The sequence below is a fragment of the Streptomyces sp. NPDC043908 genome (assembly GCF_056435525.1).
Map to the genome: position 1 here is coordinate 25,746 of NZ_JBWKEI010000028.1, position 19,672 is coordinate 45,417.

Annotated in this window: 15 protein-coding genes; 7 read left to right on the top strand and 8 right to left on the bottom strand. The window is 72.4% G+C overall.

Annotated features, from left to right (window positions below; translation table 11 throughout):
• Nucleotides 1-73 precede the first annotated feature (73 nt).
• The gene (locus AC069K_RS34820; RefSeq protein ID WP_478622752.1) at nt 74-1,453 is read left to right on the top strand and encodes an FAD-dependent oxidoreductase; all 1,380 of its coding nucleotides are present in this window, start codon (nt 74-76) and stop codon (nt 1,451-1,453) included.
• Between the two features lie 178 nt (nt 1,454-1,631).
• Here AC069K_RS34820 and hemE read toward each other — a convergent pair whose 3' ends face one another.
• On the bottom strand, nt 1,632-2,735 hold the full coding sequence (gene hemE, locus AC069K_RS34825) for a uroporphyrinogen decarboxylase (protein ID WP_478622753.1): 1,104 nt from the start codon (nt 2,733-2,735) through the stop codon (nt 1,632-1,634).
• 91 nt (nt 2,736-2,826) lie between these two features.
• Between hemE and AC069K_RS34830 the strand changes: the two genes are divergently transcribed.
• The 5 genes from AC069K_RS34830 (at nt 2,827) to AC069K_RS34850 (ending at nt 9,796) form a co-directional block, all read left to right on the top strand.
• Nucleotides 2,827-3,477: a DUF3000 domain-containing protein gene (locus tag AC069K_RS34830; RefSeq protein WP_478622755.1), complete on the top strand. Its 651-nt coding sequence runs from the start codon at nt 2,827-2,829 to the stop codon at nt 3,475-3,477.
• Nucleotides 3,478-4,175: 698 nt separating this feature from the next.
• Nucleotides 4,176-4,838: a helix-turn-helix transcriptional regulator gene (locus AC069K_RS34835; protein WP_067165591.1), complete on the top strand. Its 663-nt coding sequence runs from the start codon at nt 4,176-4,178 to the stop codon at nt 4,836-4,838.
• Between the two features lie 113 nt (nt 4,839-4,951).
• Nucleotides 4,952-6,235 carry a ribonuclease D gene (locus tag AC069K_RS34840; protein WP_365112014.1) on the top strand — a complete coding sequence of 428 codons (1,284 nt, stop codon included), beginning with the start codon at nt 4,952-4,954 and terminating at the stop codon, nt 6,233-6,235.
• 208 nt (nt 6,236-6,443) lie between these two features.
• Nucleotides 6,444-7,670 carry a thiolase family protein gene (locus AC069K_RS34845; protein ID WP_467883380.1) on the top strand — a complete coding sequence of 409 codons (1,227 nt, stop codon included), beginning with the start codon at nt 6,444-6,446 and terminating at the stop codon, nt 7,668-7,670.
• A complete protein-coding gene (locus AC069K_RS34850) occupies nt 7,667-9,796 on the top strand; it encodes a 3-hydroxyacyl-CoA dehydrogenase NAD-binding domain-containing protein (RefSeq protein WP_478622759.1) in 2,130 nt (709 codons plus the stop codon). Before AC069K_RS34845 ends, AC069K_RS34850 begins: the two co-directional genes overlap by 4 nt.
• A gap of 87 nt (nt 9,797-9,883) precedes the next feature.
• Here the strand turns inward: AC069K_RS34850 and AC069K_RS34855 are convergent, their stop codons facing one another.
• Nucleotides 9,884-11,041, bottom strand: coding sequence for a PLL family lectin (locus AC069K_RS34855; protein ID WP_478622761.1), 1,158 nt, complete (start codon nt 11,039-11,041; stop codon nt 9,884-9,886).
• Nucleotides 11,042-11,200: 159 nt separating this feature from the next.
• On the opposite strand from AC069K_RS34855, the gene AC069K_RS34860 reads away from it, so the two are divergent.
• Nucleotides 11,201-11,605, top strand: coding sequence for a PIN domain-containing protein (locus AC069K_RS34860; protein WP_365112002.1), 405 nt, complete (start codon nt 11,201-11,203; stop codon nt 11,603-11,605).
• Here AC069K_RS34860 and AC069K_RS34865 read toward each other — a convergent pair.
• From AC069K_RS34865 to AC069K_RS34890, 6 genes are all read right to left on the bottom strand, one after another.
• Entirely contained in the window at nt 11,572-13,041 is a 1,470-nt protein-coding gene (locus tag AC069K_RS34865; RefSeq protein WP_478622767.1) for a glycosyltransferase family 39 protein, read from the bottom strand. The genes AC069K_RS34860 and AC069K_RS34865 overlap by 34 nt on opposite strands.
• A gap of 140 nt (nt 13,042-13,181) precedes the next feature.
• A complete protein-coding gene (locus AC069K_RS34870; protein ID WP_358835250.1) occupies nt 13,182-14,657 on the bottom strand; it encodes an amino acid permease in 1,476 nt (491 codons plus the stop codon).
• A gap of 172 nt (nt 14,658-14,829) precedes the next feature.
• Nucleotides 14,830-16,743: a 1-deoxy-D-xylulose-5-phosphate synthase gene (gene dxs / locus AC069K_RS34875; RefSeq protein ID WP_365112045.1), complete on the bottom strand. Its 1,914-nt coding sequence runs from the start codon at nt 16,741-16,743 to the stop codon at nt 14,830-14,832.
• Nucleotides 16,744-16,971: 228 nt separating this feature from the next.
• Nucleotides 16,972-18,312: a sugar ABC transporter permease gene (locus AC069K_RS34880; RefSeq protein ID WP_478622763.1), complete on the bottom strand. Its 1,341-nt coding sequence runs from the start codon at nt 18,310-18,312 to the stop codon at nt 16,972-16,974.
• Nucleotides 18,309-19,097 carry an ATP-binding cassette domain-containing protein gene (locus tag AC069K_RS34885; protein ID WP_190091470.1) on the bottom strand — a complete coding sequence of 263 codons (789 nt, stop codon included), beginning with the start codon at nt 19,095-19,097 and terminating at the stop codon, nt 18,309-18,311. Before AC069K_RS34885 ends, AC069K_RS34880 begins: the two co-directional genes overlap by 4 nt.
• Before the next feature lie 198 nt (nt 19,098-19,295).
• The coding region (locus tag AC069K_RS34890) for a substrate-binding domain-containing protein (RefSeq protein ID WP_358835252.1) at nt 19,296-19,672 on the bottom strand (377 nt) is incomplete at its 5' end.

The following is a 19,672-nucleotide window of genomic DNA, read 5'->3' on the forward strand; positions in this document are numbered from 1 at the left end:
AATTCCGGGGCGCCCCCGCACGTATCTTCCCCAGGAAGGGCACGTGCGGGAGGACCGAGCGAGAGGGTGCGCAATGGCGGCGGAGCGACTGGTGGTCATCGGGGGCGACGCGGCGGGGATGTCCGCCGCGTCGCAGGCCCGCAGGCTCAGGGGGCCGGACGACCTGGAGATCGTGGTGTTCGAGCGCGGCCACTTCACGTCGTACTCGGCCTGCGGCATCCCCTACTGGGTGGGCGGTGACGTGGAGGAGCGGGACAAGCTCATCGCGCGGACGCCCGAGGAGCACCGCGAGCGCGGCATCGACCTGCGCACGCGCACGGAGGCCGTCGAGATCGACACGGCGGGCAGACGGGTGCGCGCCCGCGATCTGGAGTCGGGCGAGGAGTCCTGGACGGCGTACGACAAGCTCGTGATCGCCACCGGCGCCCGCCCGGTCCGGCCCGACCTGCCGGGCATCGACGCGCCGGGCGTCCACGGGGTGCAGACCCTCGATGACGGACAGGCCCTCCTGGACACCCTGGCCGCGACGCGCGGGCGCCGGGCGGTGATCGTGGGCGCGGGCTACATCGGCGTGGAGATGGCCGAGGCACTGCTGCGCCGGAAGTACGAGGTCACGGTGGTGACCCGGGGCGAGGAGCCGATGGCCACGCTCGACGCGGACATGGGCCGGCTCGTCCACGAGGCGATGGACGCGATGGGCATCACCACGGTCACCGGCGCCGAGGTCACCAAGATCCTCACGGGCGCGGACGGCCGGGTGCGGGCGGTGGCCACGGCGGACGCCGAGTACCCGGCGGACGTCGTCGTCCTCGGCATCGGCGTGGAGCCGCGCACGGAGCTCGCCCGGGCGGCGGGACTGCCGCTGGGCGAGCACGGCGGGCTGCTCACCGACCTGGCGATGCGGGTCCGCGGCCACCAGGACATCTGGGCCGGGGGCGACTGCGTGGAGGTCCTGGACCTGGTCTCGGGCCGCGAGCGGCACATTGCGCTGGGCACGCACGCCAACAAGCACGGCCAGATCATCGGCTCGGGCGTGGGCGGCGGCTACGCCACGTTCCCCGGCGTCGTCGGTACGGCGGTGAGCAAGGTCTGCGACCTGGAGATCGCCCGTACGGGGCTGCGCGAGCGCGAGGCGCGCGAGGCGGGCCTTCAGTTCGTGACCGCGACCATCGAGTCCACCAACAGCGCGGGGTACTACCCCGGGGCCGCCGTGATGACGGTGAAGATGCTCGCCGAGCGGCGTACGGGACGCCTCCTCGGTGTGCAGATCGTCGGCCGCGAGGGCGCCGCCAAGCGCGTCGACATCGCGGCCGTCGCGCTGACGGCGGGGATGACCGTGGAGCAGGTGGTGACCCTGGACCTCGGCTACGCGCCGCCGTTCTCACCGGTCTGGGACCCGGTCCTGGTCGCCGCCCGCAAGGCTGTCTCGGCGGTGCGGGCGGCGGGGAACTAGGGCGTGTTGCGAAAGTGGCGCCGTCCGCCCGGAGGGCGGGCCCCGCGGCGTCCGGTGCGTGCGATCGCAAGGCGGAGGGTCGCCCTCGTACCGGGTGTACGGGGGCGATCCCGACAACGCGGCGAGCGCGCGTGCCGGGCGTCGCGGGGCAGGCGGGACTTTCGCAACACGCCCTAGCTCAGCGCGCGGTCCGCGTGTGGACGTAGTCCACCAGGCGGGTCAGCGCGTCCGGGTCGGTCGTCGGCAGGACGCCGTGGCCCAGGTTGAAGACGTGGCCCTCCAGCCCCGCCGCCGCCTCCAGGACCTCGCGGGTCTTCTCCTCGACCGCCTCGGGGGTGGAGAAGAGGACCGCGGGGTCCAGGTTGCCCTGGAGCGCCTTGCCGGGGCCGACGCGGCGGGCGGCCTCGTCGAGCGGGACGCGCCAGTCGACGCCGACGACGTCCGCCCCAGCCTCGCCCAGCAGGCCGAGGAGCTCGCCGGTTCCGACGCCGAAGTGGATGCGCGGCACGCCGTACTTCTCGACCTCGCGGAACACCTTCGCGGACGCCGGCATCACCGAGCGGCGGTAGTCGGCGGGGGCGAGGGCGCCCACCCAGGAGTCGAAGAGCTGCACCGCGGAGGCGCCCGCCTCGATCTGGACCTTCAGGAAGGCGCCGGTGATGTCGGCGAGGCGGTCCAGGAGGTCGGCCCACAGCTGCGGGTCGCCGTACATGAGCGCCTTGGTGTGCTCGTGGTTGCGGGACGGGCCGCCCTCCACGAGGTAGCTCGCCAGGGTGAAGGGCGCGCCCGCGAAGCCGATCAGCGGCGTCCCGCCGAGCTCGGCGGTCAGCATGCCGATCGCCTCGGTGACGTAGTGCACGTCCTCAGGGGTGAGGTCGCGCAGCCGGTCGAGGTCCGCGCGCGTACGGATCGGCTCCGCGACGACCGGGCCGACGCCTGGCTTGATGTCGAGGTCGACGCCGATGGCCTTGAGCGGCACCACGATGTCGCTGAAGTAGATCGCCGCGTCCACCTTGTGGCGGCGCACCGGCTGGAGCGTGATCTCGGTGACCAGCTCGGGCCGCATGCACGACTCCAGCATGGGGATGCCCTCGCGCACCTTCAGGTACTCGGGCAGCGAGCGCCCCGCCTGCCGCATGAACCAGACCGGCGTGTGCGGAACCGGCTCCCGGCGGCACGCCTTCAGGAAGGCGGAGTCGTACGTCTGCGTCGGCGGGCCCGCGAGCGGGGTCTCCCCGGCCCGAGCGGAGTTGAGGGCTTGGGGGTGTGCGTTGGCGTTCACGCCCCAAATCTTCGCACGTGGCCACAAGCCGTCGGCCGGGCCCGGGTGTCCCTACCGGCGCCGGGCGCCCGTTCCGCCTAGTCTTCCCCGCATGGCTGCCGCTCAGGGACGAACTTCGGATGGCGCCGACGGCACGGACAGCGCGGACGGCAGGACCGTTCCGCTCGTCTTCCGCCAGGCGGTCGACGAACTGCGGGGCGCACGGCTGCGCCCCGAGATCGAGGTCGACCCGACCCGTCCGCCGCAGCGTCTGGCGCCGCACGCGTACGCGCTGGAGGCCGCGGTCGTCGACAACGACCAGGACCTCGCGGACGGCCGGCTGGTGCTGCTGCACGACCCGGCCGGGCACGACGCCTGGCAGGGGACGTTCCGCCTGGTCACGCTGGTCCGGGCGGAGCTGGAGCCGGAGATGGCGGCGGACCCGCTGCTGCCGGAGGTGTGCTGGTCGTGGCTGACGGGTGCGCTGGAGGCGCGCGGCCTGTCGTACGGGGAGGCGAGCGGGACCGTGACGCGGGCAGGCTCGTACTACTTCGGCGGGCTCGCCCAGCGGCTGCCGGCGACGCAGATCGAGATCCGGGCGTCGTGGACCCCGCGCGAGGGGCACGGGGGCGTACCGGACGGGGCGGCGCACCTCGCGGCGTGGTGCGATCTGCTGTGCCAGGTGGCCGGGCTGCCGCCGGTGCCGGGCGCGTCGGGCGACGCGGGTGTCGTCACGCTGCCGCAGCGCCGGGACCCCCGCTAGCGCTGCGAACGGAAAGGTTCACCGGTCGGCGGCGTCCGGCGCGGCACCTCGCCGCGTGTCGCACCATCCGGGTACATCCAGTACGCAGCCAATGCCCAGCCTCACGACGCGCCGCACCGGGCGCCACAGGCTTCGGCGCCACGGGCTTCGGGCGCCGGGCTTCCCGGCGAACCCTTCCGGCCGCGGCACCTACGCGCCGGGCAGGAGCGCGGACGCGAGCCGCCGGGAGCCCGCCGCGCCCCCGCCTGGCAGCCGCGCCCCCCGGGCAGGAGCGCGGACGCGAGCCGTCGGAAGCTCGCCGCGCCCACGCATCGCAACCACGCCCTGTCACGCCCCCGCGCGGCGCCGGGCCCCCGTCGGCCGACGCACCTGCCGGGGACGAGCCCCTCGGGGGCTCGCCGCTCCTGGTGGCCGCGCCCGGTCACGCCCCCGCGCCGCCACCGGCGCCTGCGCACCCGCCCGGTGTGAGACCCCCGCGCCCCGGAAAGGGGCCCGGTGGAGTCCCACGAGGCTCGTCCTGTCACTCCCCCATCGATCGCCTGTCCTAATTGCCCTAAATGTTTCTCACCAAATCGTGATCATTCCCTAAAGGCGGACGGGCAGGCTGCCGAAGAGGTCAGTGACCCTATCTGCACGGTTCGCCCCGGCTTCATCCCCGAGCCGGCTCCGTCCCGCACCCTTCCCCCCCAGGAGGCCTGGTGTCCGTTCTCCTTGAGCAGCCCGCAAGCCTGGTCGCCTACCGCCCGAACAAGCCGACGGCCATGGTCGTCGTCGCCGACCCCCGAGTCCGCTCCACGGTCACGCGCCACCTGTGGGCTCTCGGAGTACGGGACGTCATCGAGGCGTCGTCCATCGCGGAGGCACGTCCCCGCGTCGGCAACCCGCGCGACATCTGCGTTGCCGACGTCCATCTGCCCGACGGTTCCGGGCTCACCCTGCTGTCCGAGACCCGCGCGGCGGGCTGGCCCAACGGGCTGGCCCTGTCGGCCGCCGACGACATCGGCGCCGTGCGCAACGCCCTCGCGGGCGGCGTGAAGGGCTATGTCGTCACCGGCACGCGGACGAACATCGGCCACCCCACCCGCCCCGGCGCCGCCCCCATCGGCGCCGCGGCCGCCCGTATGCACCGCCGCCCCCCGGGTTCCCCGAGCCACCCGGGTGGCTACCGCGAGCTCTCCGGGCGCGAGGTCGAGGTGCTGCGGCTGGTCGCCGAGGGCCAGTCCAACAAGGCGATCGGCGTGTCCATGGGGCTCTCCGCACTGACCGTGAAGAGCCACCTCGCCCGGATCGCGCGCAAGCTCGGCACGGGCGACAGAGCCGGCATGGTGGCCGTCGCGCTGCGTACCGGAATCATCCACTGACCCAGGCGTCCCGGGGGGCATGCTCCCCCCACACGGCACCGTGCGCCCCTCGCGCGCCCGTCGGCGGAACGTTCCGTCGACGGGCGCGGCGTATACACAAGTACCCTTGACAGGTGACCGACGCCCAAAAGACCGCAGCAGAGACAGCACTGCGAACCACCGGGGGCGCCCCCCCGGACGACGACGTCCCGGTCGATGGGCAGCCGACTCCCCTGCTGGAGCCGCGTGACGGCATTCCGCCCGTCGTAGCCACCGACGAGGCGCTCGCCGAAATCGTCGCCGCGTTCGCGGCCGGCACCGGCCCCGTGGCCGTGGACGCCGAGCGCGCCTCCGGCTACCGCTACGGCCAGCGTGCCTACCTCGTGCAGCTCCGCCGCGAGGGCGCGGGCACCGCGCTCGTCGACCCGGTGGGCTGCCCCGACCTCTCCTCGCTCGGCGACGCCCTCGCCGACACCGAGTGGATCCTGCACGCCGCCACCCAGGACCTGCCGTGCCTGCGGGACATAGGCATGACCCCCTCCCGGCTCTTCGACACCGAGCTCGCCGGCCGACTCGCGGGCTTCCCGCGCGTGGGCCTGGGCGCGATGGTCGAGAGCGTCCTCGGCTACGCCCTGGAGAAGGGCCACTCCGCGGTGGACTGGTCGACCCGGCCGCTGCCCGAGCCCTGGCTGCGGTACGCGGCCCTGGACGTGGAGCTGCTCGTCGACCTGCGGGACGCGCTGGAGAAGGAGCTCGACCGCCAGGGCAAGCTGGACTGGGCCCACCAGGAGTTCGAGGCGATCGCCGCGGCCCCGCCCGCGCCGCCGCGCAAGGAGCCCTGGCGGCGCACCTCGGGGATGCACAAGGTCCGCCGGCGCCGTCAGATGGCCGCCGTGCGCGAGCTGTGGACCGCCCGCGACAAGGTCGCCCAGCGCCGTGACGTCTCGCCCGGCAAGGTGCTCAGCGACTCCGCGATCATCGAGGCCTCGCTGGCGCTGCCGCTCGACGTGCAGGCGCTGATGGCGCTGCCCGGGTTCGGCCACCGGATGGGGCGGCGCCAGCTGGAGCAGTGGCAGGCGGCCGTCGACCGGGCCCGGGCCCTGCCGGAGTCCGGCCTCCCGCAGCCCGGCCAGCAGGTCGCGGGGCCCCCGCCGCCGCGCTCCTGGGCCGACAAGGACCCGGCCGCCGCGGCCCGCCTCTCCGCGGCCCGCGCGGCGGTGTCCGAGCTGGCCGAGCGGCTGAACATGCCGCAGGAGAACCTGATCACCCCGGACACGGTGCGCCGGGTGTGCTGGGAGCCGCCGGGCGACCGCTCCGAGGCGGCGGTGGCCGAGGCGCTGACCGCGTACGGCGCCCGCCGCTGGCAGGTCGAGCAGGTGACGCCGCTGCTCGCGGCGGCGCTGGCCGCCAACGCCTGAGCCGCGCGAACCGCTTCCGTACCCCCTGACGACCGTGGTCATCAGGGGGTACGGCCATGTGGGGGTCCGGTGGAGTGTGACGTTCGCCGCTCCTGGCGCCGGGACTGGGCAGTTTGGTTACCCGCTAGTAGCATGGCGGGGTGAGCGCGCGCTCAGGCGTGGGCCTCACGCGCAGCAGTGCCATCCCGCACCCTGGAGGAGAGCCATCGTGCCTCGTACCGTCAGGGACGTCGTCTTCGTCGACGGCGTCCGCACCCCGTTCGGCAAGGCGGGCCCGAAGGGCATCTACCACGAGACCCGGGCCGACGATCTCGTCGTCAAGGCGATCCGGGAGCTGCTGCGCCGCAACCCGGCCCTCGACCCCAAGAAGATCGACGAGGTCGCCATCGCCGCGACCACGCAGATCGGTGACCAGGGCCTGACCCTGGGCCGTACGGCCGGCATCCTCGCGGGTCTGCCGCAGTCCGTGCCGGGCTACTCCATCGACCGCATGTGCGCGGGCGCGCTGACCGCCGTGACCTCGGTCGCCGGCTCCATCGCCTTCGGCGCCTACGACGCCGTCATCGCCGGCGGTGTCGAGCACATGGGCCGCCACCCCATGGGCGAGGGCGTCGACCCCAACCCGCGGTTCGTGAGCGAGAAGCTCGTCGACGAGTCGGCCCTGTTCATGGGCATGACCGCCGAGAACCTGCACGACCGCTACCCGCACATCACCAAGCGGCGCGCCGACGAGTACGCCGTGCGCTCGCAGGAGAAGGCGGCCAAGGCGTACGCCAACGGGAAGATCCAGCAGGACCTCGTCCCGATCTCGGTGCGCAACACCAACGCCGAGGTCGGCGAGACCGGCTGGGGCCTGGTCACCGCCGACGAGCCGATGCGCCCGGGCACCACGCTGGAGAGCCTGGCGAACCTCAAGACGCCGTTCCGCGTCCACGGCAACGTCACCGCGGGCAACGCGGCCGGCCTCAACGACGGCGCCACCGCGTCGATCATCGCGTCCGAGGAGTTCGCGCGCGAGAACGGCCTGCCGGTCAAGATGCGCCTCGTCTCCTACGCCTTCGCGGGCGTCGAGCCCGAGGTCATGGGCTACGGCCCGATCCCGGCGACCGAGAAGGCGCTGGCCAAGGCCGGTCTGTCGATCGAGGACATCAACCTCTTCGAGATCAACGAGGCGTTCGCCGTCCAGGTCCTCGCGTTCCTGGACCACTACGGCATCGCCGACGACGACGCCCGCGTCAACCAGTACGGCGGCGCCATCGCGTTCGGCCACCCGCTCGCCTCCTCCGGCGTACGCCTGATGACGCAGCTGGCGCGCCAGTTCGAGGAGCAGCCGGAGGTCCGCTACGGCCTCACCACCATGTGCGTCGGCTTCGGCATGGGCGCCACGGTCATCTGGGAGAACCCGCACCACAAGGACGCCGGAGGCAGCAAGTGAGCACCACCGCTGAGCTTTTGAAGGGTGCGGCCGAGCTGTTCCCGGACGAGGTCGTCACCTCGGCGCACGTGCGCCACCTCGACCTGCCGTTCGGCGCGGGCCGGTTCGCGCTGATAACGCTGGACAACGGCTTCGACCACACCAAGCCGACCACCTTCGGCCCCGGCTCGCTGGCGAACCTCAACGCCGCCATCGACCAGGTGGAGAAGGAGGCGGCCGAGGGCGCCATCGTCGGCGTCGGTGTCACCGGCAAGCCGTTCATCTTCGCGGTCGGCGCCGACCTCAAGGGCGTCGAGCTGCTGAAGAAGCACGAGGACGCGCTGGCCATCGGCAAGGGCGGCCACGAGGTCTTCAAGCGCCTCGCCGCGCTGGCCGTGCCGACCTTCGCGTACTACAACGGCGCGGCCATGGGCGGCGGTGTCGAGGTCGGTCTGCACTGCACCTACCGCACCGTCTCCAAGGCGCTGCCGGCCTTCTCGCTGCCCGAGGTCTTCCTCGGTCTGGTCCCGGGCTGGGGCGGCTGCACGCTGCTCCCCAACCTGATCGGCGCCGAGAACGCCGTCACGGTCATCATCGAGAACTCGCTCAACCAGAACCGCCAGCTCAAGGGCAAGCAGGTCTTCGACCTCGGGATCGCGGACGCGATCTTCGAGGGCGCGGACTTCCTGGAGCAGTCGCTGATCTGGACCGCGAACGTCCTCAAGGGCGACGTCACGGTCGAGCGCCCCGAGATCGACCGCGGCGAGGCGTGGGACCAGGCCGTCGCCAAGGGCCGGTTCATCGCCGACTCCAAGGTGCACGGCGCGGCCCCGGCCGCCTACCGCGCGCTCGACATCATCGAGGCGGCCAAGGACGGCGACCTCCAGGCCGGTTACGACGCCGAGGAAAAGGCGCTCGCCGACCTGATCATGGGCGGCGAGCTCCGCTCCGGCATCTACGCCTTCAACCTGGTGCAGAAGCGCGCCAAGCGTCCGGCGGGCGCGCCCGACAAGTCGCTCGCGCGTCCGGTCACCAAGGTCGGCGTGGTGGGCGCGGGCCTGATGGCCTCGCAGCTCGCGCTGCTGTTCCTGCGCCGCCTTGAGGTGCCGGTCGTCCTGACCGACATCGACCAGGAGCGCGTCGACAAGGGTGTGGGCTACGTCCACGCCGAGATCGACAAGCTGCTCGCCAAGTCCCGTATCAACCAGGACAAGGCCAACCGCCTCAAGGGCCTGGTCTCCGGTGTGCTGGACAAGGCCGAGGGCTTCTCCGACGCCGACTTCATCATCGAGGCGGTCTTCGAGGAGATCGGCGTCAAGCAGCAGGTGTTCGCGGAGGTCGAGGCGGTCGCCCCGGCGCACGCGATCCTCGCCACCAACACCTCCTCGCTTTCGGTCTCGGAGATGGCGTCGAAGCTGAAGCACCCCGAGCGGGTCGTCGGTTTCCACTTCTTCAACCCCGTCGCGATCCTCCCGCTCCTGGAGATCGTGCGCGGCGAGCAGACCGACGACGCGGCGCTGGCCACGGCGTTCGGTGTCGCCAAGAAGCTGAAGAAGACCGCGGTCCTGGTGAAGGACGCCCCGGCGTTCGTCGTCAACCGCATCCTGACCCGCTTCATGGGCGAGATCCAGAACGTCATCGACGAGGGCACCCCGGTCGAGGTCGCCGAGAAGGCGGTCGAGCCGCTGGGTCTGCCGATGTCGCCGCTGGTCCTGCTGGAGCTGGTGGGACCGGCCATCGGTCTGCACGTCTCGGAGACGCTCAACCGCGCCTTCCCGGACCGCTTCACGGTCTCCCCGAACCTCGCGGCGGTCGTCAAGGCGGGCAAGCGCGGCTTCTACGTCTACGATTCCGGCAAGCCGGAGCTGGACCCCGAGGTCGTGGCGCTGCTCAAGCAGGGCGACTCGGTCCTCACCGAGGAGCAGACCCGCGACCGCGTCCTGGACGCGGTGGCGCAGGAGATCGGTCTGATGCTTCAGGAGGGTGTCGTGGCCGAGGCCCAGGACATCGACCTCTGCCTCATCACCGGCGCCGGCTGGCCCTTCCACCTGGGCGGCATCACGCCGTACCTGGACCGTGAGGGCGTCTCGGAGCGGGTGAACGGCAAGACGTTCCTCGCCCAGGGCGTGGCGAGCGTCCCGGCGTAACGCCCCGCGCACAGCGCACAGGAGGCCCCCCGCGGACGCGGGGGGCCTCCTGGCGTGTTCCGGGTCGGCCGACGGGCCGACGGGGCGTCAGACGGCCGTCCAGGGCTCCAGGGCAAGGCCCGGCTCGGTGGTCTTCTGCCGGGTGACGCGCAGCCGTCCGTCGGTGCCGAAGGCGGCGAGGACGACCCGCCCCTCGGCGTCGATGGCGAGCGCCGGCACCCCGGCGCACACCTCGCCCGTGGAGGCCCACACCGCGCCGGCCGACTCGGCCTCCGTGGGGTAGGCGGCGAGCGCCGGGCGGCCGTCGGGGCCGCGCTGGGCCATCAGCGTGCAGTCGTGGCCGTCGACGGGGGTGCGCAGTACGGCGACCGGGCCGTTGGAGGCGCCGCCCAGCGCGGCGGCCGGGAGGTCCTCGCGGAAGGCCCGGACCTCGCCGTCCTCGGACTCGCGCCAGAAGAAGGTGATCCGGCCCTCGCCGGTGTGCCGGGCGCTCACCGACCCGTCCGCCACCTGGAGCTTGAGGTCGGGCACCTGCTCGAACTCGTTGGCGCCGGGGCTGCGCCTCCAGCGCATCACCCCGCGCCGGGCCGGGGCCAGTACCTCGATGAGGCCCTCGTCGGCCGTGCTCGCGCAGACCGTCCCGTACGAGCCGGAGCCCTTGAGGTCCTTCCAGTTGCCCCACTTGCCGGAGGACAGCTGGCCGCGGGCGCAGAGCCCGCCCCCGGCGTTGCGGAGGAAGACCCACAGGTTGTCGGCGGAGTCGACGACGGCGGCCGGGTGGCCGACCGCGGCGGCCTTGTCCTGGTCGCGGTAGGGGGTGCCGAGCGGATACCAGTCCTTGACCGGGCGGCCCGACTGGTACTGGATGGCGTGGACGACGTCCGTCCTGGTCTCGCCCGCGGGCGTCGTGGTGCGGCGCAGCGCGACCAGGTGGACATAGCCGTCGGCGCCCTGGGCGACGGTCAGGCGCGGGTCGAGTCCGGCCGCCGGGGCGACCAGTTCGGGGCCGCTCCACTCGGGGCCGCCGGGGCGCGTCTCGGTCCAGCGGAGCACACCGCCCGCGGCCGGCGCGTACGCGGTCAGCCGGCCGTCCTTGCCGCGCAGCAGCCAGCCGGTGACGGCCGGGGAGCCGTCGGGCAGGGCGGGGGCCGGGACGGGGCCGGGCGAGGTGACGGGGGCGGCGGCGGGCGTCTCGCGCTCCGGGCCGGCCTGCCCCTTCGAGGTACGCGCAGGCTTGAACGCCATGGCTCACCGACCACCTTTCCCTACCAGATCCGCGATGAGCGGCCGGATGCGACACACCATGAGACCCAGCGACAATAACACTCGCCCCGCAGCCCGGATTTCACCGGATTTCCCCGGTCCGACGTGCGATTTTCCCCCGCTCCGTGGCACCCTGCCGGGATGGGTACGACCTCGCTGGTGATCGTGGACGCGGCCAATGTGGTGGGCTCGGTTCCGGACGGCTGGTGGCGCGACCGGCGCGGAGCGGCGGAGCGGCTGCGGGACCGTCTGGCGGGCTACGCCGAGAGCGGTCTGCCGGGTCATCCGGGCCCCGTCGACCTGGTCCTGGTGGTCGAGGGCGCGGCCCGCGGGGTGGAGCCGGTGGCGGGCGTACGGGTGGAGTCGGCGCCCGGCAGCGGTGACGACCGGATCGTGGAGCTGGCCGCCGGGCGCGCCCCGGACCGCCCCTGCCTGGTGGTGACGGCCGACCGCGAGCTGCGCCGCCGGGTGGAGGCGCACGGGGCGCGCTGCGTGGGCCCGCGGGCGGTGCGTCAGCCCGCCGGGGAGGCGGACGGCGCGGACTGAGCGCGTACGTACAGCACGGCCCCGTCGACCGTCCCGGCGAGCGGCTCGTAGTGGGCCGCCAGCAGCCGGCGCAGACTGGGGAGGCGGTCGGGGGCGTACGGCTCGCCCCGGGAGTCGTCGACGATCAGCACCGGCGGCCGGACGGCCAGCTCGGCGCGGAAGACGCGCCAGGAGCCCTCCACGCCGTACCGCTCGCCCACCTGGGGGCCGTCGCGGCCGCCGCTGTAGTTGGTGAGCAGCCCGGCGGTCAGATAACGGGTGGCGGGGGCGCGGCGCGCGAGCCAGTACGTCTCGGGGTGTATCCCCCACACCAGGACCGGCTCGTCCGGCGCCGAGCGCGCCCGTACGGCCGCGGCCAGGCGCTCGGCGTGGGCCAGTTCGGGGCGCGGGGCGAGCAGGCCCCAGGCCAGGAAGAGCGCGCAGGCGCAGGCGGAGGCGAGGAGCGCGGCCGTCAGGCGCCGCGGCGGGAGGATCTGGAGGGCGGCGGCGGCCAGCAGCACCAGCGGCGGGACGAGCTGGAGGTAGTAGTGGCCGAAGAAGTGGAAGCCGGTGAGGACGGCCCCGGCCGAGGAGGCGAGCCACAGCCAGACGTCGGCGGCGCCGGTGCGGGCGATCCGCAGCACCCGCACCACCGGCGGGACCAGCCCGGCGCAGGCGAGGGCGAGCAGCGCGGTGTTGGCCAGTCCCCGGGCCAGGACGTGGAGTTCGGAGCCGGTGAAGGAGGCGTAGGCGCCGGAGCCGGTGACGGTCCAGAACAGGAACCCGGCCGGGCCGGTGAGGAGCGCGCCGAGCAGGACCGGGCCGCACAGTCCCGCGCCGGTGCGCAGCAGGGCGGCGCGGCGCGCAGAGGCCGTGCGCCACAGCAGCCAGAGGACGGGGACGAGGGCCGCGCCGCCGGTCTGCTTGGTGAGGAAGGCCCCGGCGACGGCCAGCCCGGCGCGGGCCCACTGGCCCCGGTCGGCGCAGCGCACGGCCGCGACCGTGAACGGCAGCATGAAGACCTCGAAGGTGGCCGCCTGGGTGTCCTCGGGGTTGAGGCCGATGGAGACGAGCAGATGGAGCACGCCCGCGACCCGGCCCGCCCGGTCGCCCCAGCGGCGGCGGGCGGTGGAGGCGAGCAGGACGGCGGTGAGCAGTTGGGCGCCGACCGCCGCGATCCGCAGGGGGCCCAGCGAGGCGTCGCCGAACAGCGCGAAGGCGGCCTCGTACAGCCAGGGCAGCAGCGGCGGCTTGCGGTCGACGACCGTGTCGTACAGCGCTCCCCCGGCGGCGAGCTGGCGGGCCTGGACGGCGAGGTAGCCCTCGTCGGGGTTCCACAGGGAGTGCCGGAAGGAGGGCAGCCGGGTCAGTACGGCCAGGGCGGCGAGGGCGGGCAGCAGCCGCGTCCAGTACCCGGCGCGGCGCCCGGGCACCGGCTCCGCACGCGGCCGCGGCACCCGTGACGTACGTACGGAGTGTGACGGGGCGAGGGGGCCGGTGGGCGTACGGTGCACGGGATGCACGCTATCCGGCCCCGCAGTTCCGGCCGAAGCGGGACATACGGGGCCGGGCGATCAACTCCGGGAACCGGCAGCCGTCACTCTGCGTTGATACGGCTGTGGGAGCGCCCGTACAGGAAGTAGACGACGAAGCCGATCACCATCCAGATCCCGAACCGCAGCCAGGTCTCCGCGGGCAGGTTGAGCATCAGCCACAGCGAGGCCGCCACCGACAGGATCGGCACCCAGGGCACCAGCGGGGTGCGGAAGGCGCGGTGCAGATCGGGCCGGGTGCGCCGCAGGATGATCACGCTGATCGCGACGACGACGAAGGCGAAGAGGGTGCCGATGTTGACCAGTTCGGCCAGCTCGCTGAGGCTGGTGAAGCCCGCGAGGACGGCGATGATCACGCCGAGCAGGATGGTCGGGCGGTGCGGGGTGCGGTAGCGGGGGTGGACGCGGGAGAAGAAGCGGGGCAGCAGCCCGTCCCGGCTCATCGCGAAGAACACCCGGGTCTGGCCGAGCAGCAGGATCATGCAGACCGTGGTGAGGCCGACGGCGGCGCCGAAGCTGATGACGCCCGCGTAGAAGGGGTGCCCGGTGGCCTTGAAGGCGTCCGCGAGCGGGGCGTCGATGGAGAGCCGGCTGTAGTGCTGCATACCGGTGACGACGATGGAGACGGCGACGTACAGCGCGGTGCAGATGAAGAGCGAGCCGAGGATGCCGCGCGGCATGTCCCGCTGCGGGTTCTTGGTCTCCTCGGCGGCCGTCGCCACGATGTCGAAGCCGATGAAGGCGAAGAAGACGACGGACGCGGCGGTGAAGATGCCCATCACGCCGAAGTTGGTGGGCGCGTACCCCGACATCAGCTCGATCAGCGGCGCCTGGAGGTTGCCCCCCGCCTCCTGCGGCTGCGCCTTGGGGACGAACGGCTTGTAGTTGTCGGACTTGATGAAGAACGCGCCCGCGATGATCACGATCAGGACGACGGTGACCTTGATGGCCACGACGACCGAGGTGACGCGCGCGGAAAGCTTCATGCCGAAGACCAGGATGGCGGTCAGCACCAGGACGAGGGCGGCGGCGAGGATGTCGAAGCCGAAGCCGTGCGCGCCCTCGCGCCCGGCCAGCGCGTCCGGCAGGTGCCAGCCCGCGTTGTCCATCAGCGAGCGGACGTACCCCGACCAGCCGACGGCGACCACGGCGGTGCCGAGGGCGAACTCCAGGACCAGGTCCCACCCGATGGTCCAGGCGGGCAGCTCGCCGAGCGAGGCGTACGAGAACGTGTACGCGGACCCGGCCACCGGGACCGTGGAGGCGAACTCGGCGTAGCACAGCGCCGCCAGCGCGCAGACGACACCGGCCGCCACGAACGCGAGGGCGACCGCGGGTCCCGCGTTCTCCTTGGCGACCTTTCCGGTGAGGACGAAGATGCCGGTGCCGATGATGACACCGACACCGAAGACCGTCAGATCCAGTACCGACAGCGACTTCTTGAGTGCGTGCTCCGGTTCCTCCGTGTCCGCGATGGACTTCTCAATTGATTTGGTCCGAAACAGACCGGTACCAGCCACCTTGTGCACCTCCGCTAGCTCATGTCCCCGCCATGATCGGGACGTGGAGCGGTACGGGTACCGGGCGGCGGCCGTAATTCACGCGATTGGGCCGGTTCAACCACCCGTACAGGGCGATCGAACCGGCCCGTTGACCGGTGCGCGGCGCCGCGGCGGCCGCGTGCGGAAGGCGTCAGTCGCGCGCGGGCTCCACGGCGCTCGCGCTCTCCAGGCCGGCGAGCTTGGCGACCAGCCCGGTGACCTGGCGCGCGATGTCCGGCGCGGTCAGCCCGATCTCGGCCATGACCTCCTTGCGGGAGGCGTGGTCGAGGAAGCGCGGCGGGATGCCGAAGTCGCGCAGCGGCACGTCCACGCCCGCGTCGCGCAGCGCCTGGGCGACGGCCGAGCCGACCCCGCCGACGCGGCTGTTGTCCTCTACGGTGACGACGACCCGGTGGGTCTCGGCGAGCGGGGCCATCGCCTCGTCGACGGGCTTGACCCAGCGCGGGTCGACCACGGTCGTCGAGATGCCCTGGGCGTCGAGCAGGTCGGCGATCTCCAGGCACATCGGGGCGAGCGCGCCGACCGAGACCAGGAGCACGTCGGGGCGCTCCGCGCCCGCCTCGCGCAGCACGTCCATGCCGCCGACCCGGCCGACCGCCTGGACGGCGGGGCCGACCGCGCCCTTGGAGAAGCGCACCACGGTCGGGGCGTCCTCGACCTCCACGGCCTCGCGCAGTTGCGCGCGCACCTGGTCGGCGTCGCGCGGGGCCGCGATCCTGAGGTCGGGGACGACCTGGAGGATCGACATGTCCCACATGCCGTTGTGGGAGGCGCCGTCGGTGCCGGTGACCCCGGCCCGGTCCAGGACGAACGTCACTCCGCACTTGTGCAGGGCCACGTCCATCAGGACCTGGTCGAAGGCGCGGTTGAGGAAGGTGGCGTAGACGGCGAAGACCGGGTGGAGGCCGCCGGTGGCCAGGCCCGCCGCGGAGACCGCGGCGTGCTGCTCGGCGATGCCCACGTCGTAGACCCGCTCGGGGAAGGCCTTGGCGAACTTGTCGAGGCCGACCGGCTGGAGCATGGCCGCGGTGATCGCGACGATGTCCTCGCGCTCCCGGCCGAGCTTGACCATCTCCTCGCCGAAGACCGAGGTCCAGTCGAGACCCGAGGTGGAGACCGGCAGACCGGTGTCCGGGTGGATCTTGCCGACGGCGTGGAAGCGGTCGGCCTCGTCCGCGAGGGCGGGCTGGTAGCCGCGGCCCTTCTCGGTGAGGCAGTGCACGATGACCGGGCCGCCGAAGCGCTTGGCGCGCGTCAGCGCCGACTCCAGCGCCTCGATGTCGTGGCCGTCGATCGGGCCGACGTACTTCAGGCCCAGGTCCTCGAACATGCCCTGGGGGGCGATGAAGTCCTTCAGCCCCTTCTTGGCGCCGTGCAGCGTCTCGTAGAGCGGCCTGCCGACGACCGGGGTGCGCTCCAGGAGGTCCTTGCCCTTGGCCAGGAACCGCTCGTAGCCGTCGGTGGTGCGCAGGGTCGCCAGGTGGTTGGCGAGGCCGCCGATGGTCGGCGCGTAGGAGCGCTCGTTGTCGTTGACGACGATGACCAGCGGGCGGTCCTTGGCGGCGGCGATGTTGTTCAGCGCCTCCCAGGCCATACCGCCGGTGAGCGCGCCGTCGCCGATGACCGCGACGACGTGGTCATCCCGCTTGAGGACCTCGTTCGCCTTGGCCAGGCCGTCGGCCCAGCCCAGCACGGTGGAGGCGTGACTGTTCTCGATGAAGTCGTGCTCGGACTCGGCGCGGGCCGGGTAGCCCGAGAGCCCGCCCTTCATCTTCAGCTTGGAGAAGTCCTGGCGGCCGGTGAGCAGCTTGTGCACATAGCTCTGGTGGCCGGTGTCCCACAGGACCTTGTCCTTGGGCGACTCGAAGACGCGGTGCAGAGCGATGGTGAGCTCCACGACACCCAGGTTGGGTCCGAGGTGCCCGCCGGTCTTGGAGACCGCGTCCACGAGAAAGGTCCGGATCTCAGCGGCCAGCTGGTCCAGCTGCTCCGGGCTGAGCCGGTCGAGATCGCGCGGTCCCCTGATACGGGTAAGCAGCGGCACCCGTGCCTCCTTGCATCCGTGCTGGTCGAGCATGCCGATTTGGCCGAGTCTAATGTTCCGTCCGCGACGGCGGTCATCGGGCGGTGCGTTCGACGTCACTCGAATGGCTGACATCCGCGCCCGCGCACGGCTGTGCCCGGCGCCGCGAGGGGCGCCGGGCACGTCCGTGGTCCGTCGGTGGTCTCCCCCGTTGCCCCGCAAGGGGCGGGAGGGGATGCGGGGCGCCGGTCAGGCGCGACCGGCGGACTTCTGGGTCTTGCGGGTCACCGCGTCGATCACGACGGTCGCGAGCAGTACGCCACCCGTGATCATGTACTGGATCGGCGAGGCGATGCCCTGAAGGGCCAGGCCGTACTGGATCGACGTGATCACCAGCACACCGAGCAGCGCGTTCCAGGTGCGGCCGCGGCCGCCGAAGAGGCTGGTGCCGCCGATGACGGCCGCCGCGATGGCGTTCATCAGGAGCTCGCCGCTGCCCGCGCCCTGGTTGGCCGCGGTGATCTTCGAGGCGAGGAAGAGGCCGCCGATGGCCGCGAAGGTGCCGGAGATCGCGTAGATCGAGGTGCGGATCATCACGACGTTGATACCGGCGCGGCGCGAGGCCTCGATGGAACCGCCGAGCGCGAAGACCTTCCGGCCGTACGCGGTGCGCCGGAGCACGAAGTCGGTGAGGACCAGCACCGCCAGGAAGAGCACCACCGCGAGCGGGAGGCCCTTGTACTGGTTGTAGACGGCGGCGGCGCCGACGGCCGGGACGGCGAGCAGGACCGTGCGCAGCACGATCTCGCTGAGCGGGCGCGAGGGCACCCCGGCGGCCTCGCGGCGCCGGCTGTCCAGGAGCGAGGTGAGGAAGAACGCCGCCACCGCGACCGCGGCCAGGCCGTAGGCGGCCGCCACATCGGTGAAGTAGTAGCTGGTCAGCTTGGCGACCAGGCCCTCGGAGTCCAGGTTGATCGTGCCGTTGCTGCCCAGGATCTGGAGCATGAAGCCGTTCCAGAAGAGCAGACCGGCCAGGGTCACGGCGAACGCGGGGACGCCGATCCTGGCGAACACGAAGCCGTGGATGGCGCCGGCGACCGTGCCGGTGAGGACGGCCAGGACCAGGGCCAGCCACTCGGCCATGCCGTGGGTGACGTTGAGCACCGCGAAGGTGGCGCCCGCGACACCGCTGACCGAGCCGACCGAGAGGTCGATCTCGCCGAGCAGCAGCACGAAGACGATGCCGGTGGCGATCATGCCGGTGCCGACCATGGCGACCGAGATGTCGGAGAGGTTGCCGGCGGTCAGGAAGTTCGAGTTCAGGCTCTGGAAGATCGCCATGATGACGATCAGGCCGACGACGACCGGCAGCGACCCGAGGTCGCCCGCCTTCATCTTGCGCTTGAACTCGGACACGTAGCCCGCGAAGCCCTGCTCGCGCACGAGCAGGCGCGGGTCGACGGCGGTGACCGCCTCGCCCGCGGCCGGCGGGGCGTCCACGGGGGCCTCGTGCGGCTTGTCGAGGTGGATGGGGGCGGTGGGGTCCGCCGCCTCGGCCTTGTCCACGGGGGAGGTCTTGTCGGTGCTCACTTCTGAACCTCCGCGTTGCGCGCCGCACGGCGGGTCACGGCGTTGTCCGTGGCGCCGGTGATGGCGGAGATGATCTCTTCCTGCGAGGTGGTCTTGACGTCGAAGACGCCGTTGTTGCGGCCCAGGCGCAGCACGGCGACCTTGTCCGCGACGGCCTTCACATCGGCCATGTTGTGGCTGATGAGGATGACGGCGTGACCACGCTCGCGCAGCCGCTCGACCAGGTCGAGGACCTGCGCGGTCTGCTCGACGCCGAGGGCCGCGGTCGGCTCGTCGAGGATGACGAGCTTGGGCTCGCCGAGCATCGAGCGGGCGATGGCGACGGTCTGGCGCTGGCCGCCGGAGAGCGACGCGATCGGGATGCGGACGCTGGGGATGCGGATCGAGAGCGTGGTGAGCAGCTCGCGCGAGCGGCGCTCCATCTCGACCTCGTCGAGGATGCCGCGCTTGCGCAGCTCCCGGCCGAGGTAGAGGTTGCCGACGACGTCGATGTTGTCGCAGAGCGCGAGGTCCTGGTAGACGGTCGCGATGCCGAGCGCCTGGGCGTCGTGCGGCTTGTTGATCTGTACGCCGCGGCCCTCCCACTCGATGACGCCGTCATCGATGGGGTGCACACCCGCGATCGTCTTGACCAGCGTGGACTTTCCGGCTCCGTTGTCGCCCACCAGGGCGACCACCTCACCGGCGTGGACCTCAAGCTCTACGTCGGTGAGCGCCTGAACGGCACCGAACCGCTTGGAGACCCCGCGCAACGCCAGCACGGGCGTAGCGGACACGTGAACCATCTCCTTCGCCGCCTGACCGGCGGGGATGCCGCGCCCGAGGAGGGGGGCGCGGAGGTTTGAGCAGAAGAGAACGAGGAGGAGAAGCGTTCCGTCCGGCGCCCCGCCCGATAGCGGGGGCTGAGAAGGAGGGCGGGGCGCCGGAGGGGCTTCGGGGGCCGGGGCCCGCGCACAGCGTGTGCGCGGGGTTCCGGCGGGGGACTACTTCAGGCCGAGCGTGTCGCAGGCGGCCTTGTAGTTCGAGGTGCAGATCTCGTCGACCTTGTAGATGCCGTCCTTGATGACGGTGTCCTTGATGTTGTCCTTGGTCAGCGACACGACCGGGAGGATCACCGACGGGACGCCCTTGGTGGTCGGGCTGTCGACCTTGGACTTCGCGATCGAGTCCAGCTTCTCACCCTTGGCCAGCGCGACGGCCATCTCGGCCGCGATCGGGCCTTCCTGGACGTACGGCTTGTAGACGCTCATGAACTGCTCGCCCGCGACGATGCGCTGGACTCCGGCGAGTTCGGCGTCCTGGCCGGTGACCGGGGGAAGGGTGGAGAGGCCGGCGGCCTTGAGGGCCGTGATGATGCCGC

What these genes read in the sequence shown, in the direction of transcription:
- AC069K_RS34820 (WP_478622752.1), top strand. Translation starts at nt 74, where the DNA reads ATGGCGGCGGAGCGACTGGTGGTCATCGGGGGCGACGCGGCGGGGATG.
- AC069K_RS34830 (WP_478622755.1), top strand. Translation starts at nt 2,827, where the DNA reads ATGGCTGCCGCTCAGGGACGAACTTCGGATGGCGCCGACGGCACGGAC.
- AC069K_RS34855 (WP_478622761.1), bottom strand. Translation starts at nt 11,041, where the DNA reads ATGGCGTTCAAGCCTGCGCGTACCTCGAAGGGGCAGGCCGGCCCGGAG.
- AC069K_RS34860 (WP_365112002.1), top strand. Translation starts at nt 11,201, where the DNA reads ATGGGTACGACCTCGCTGGTGATCGTGGACGCGGCCAATGTGGTGGGC.
- AC069K_RS34885 (WP_190091470.1), bottom strand. Translation starts at nt 19,097, where the DNA reads ATGGTTCACGTGTCCGCTACGCCCGTGCTGGCGTTGCGCGGGGTCTCC.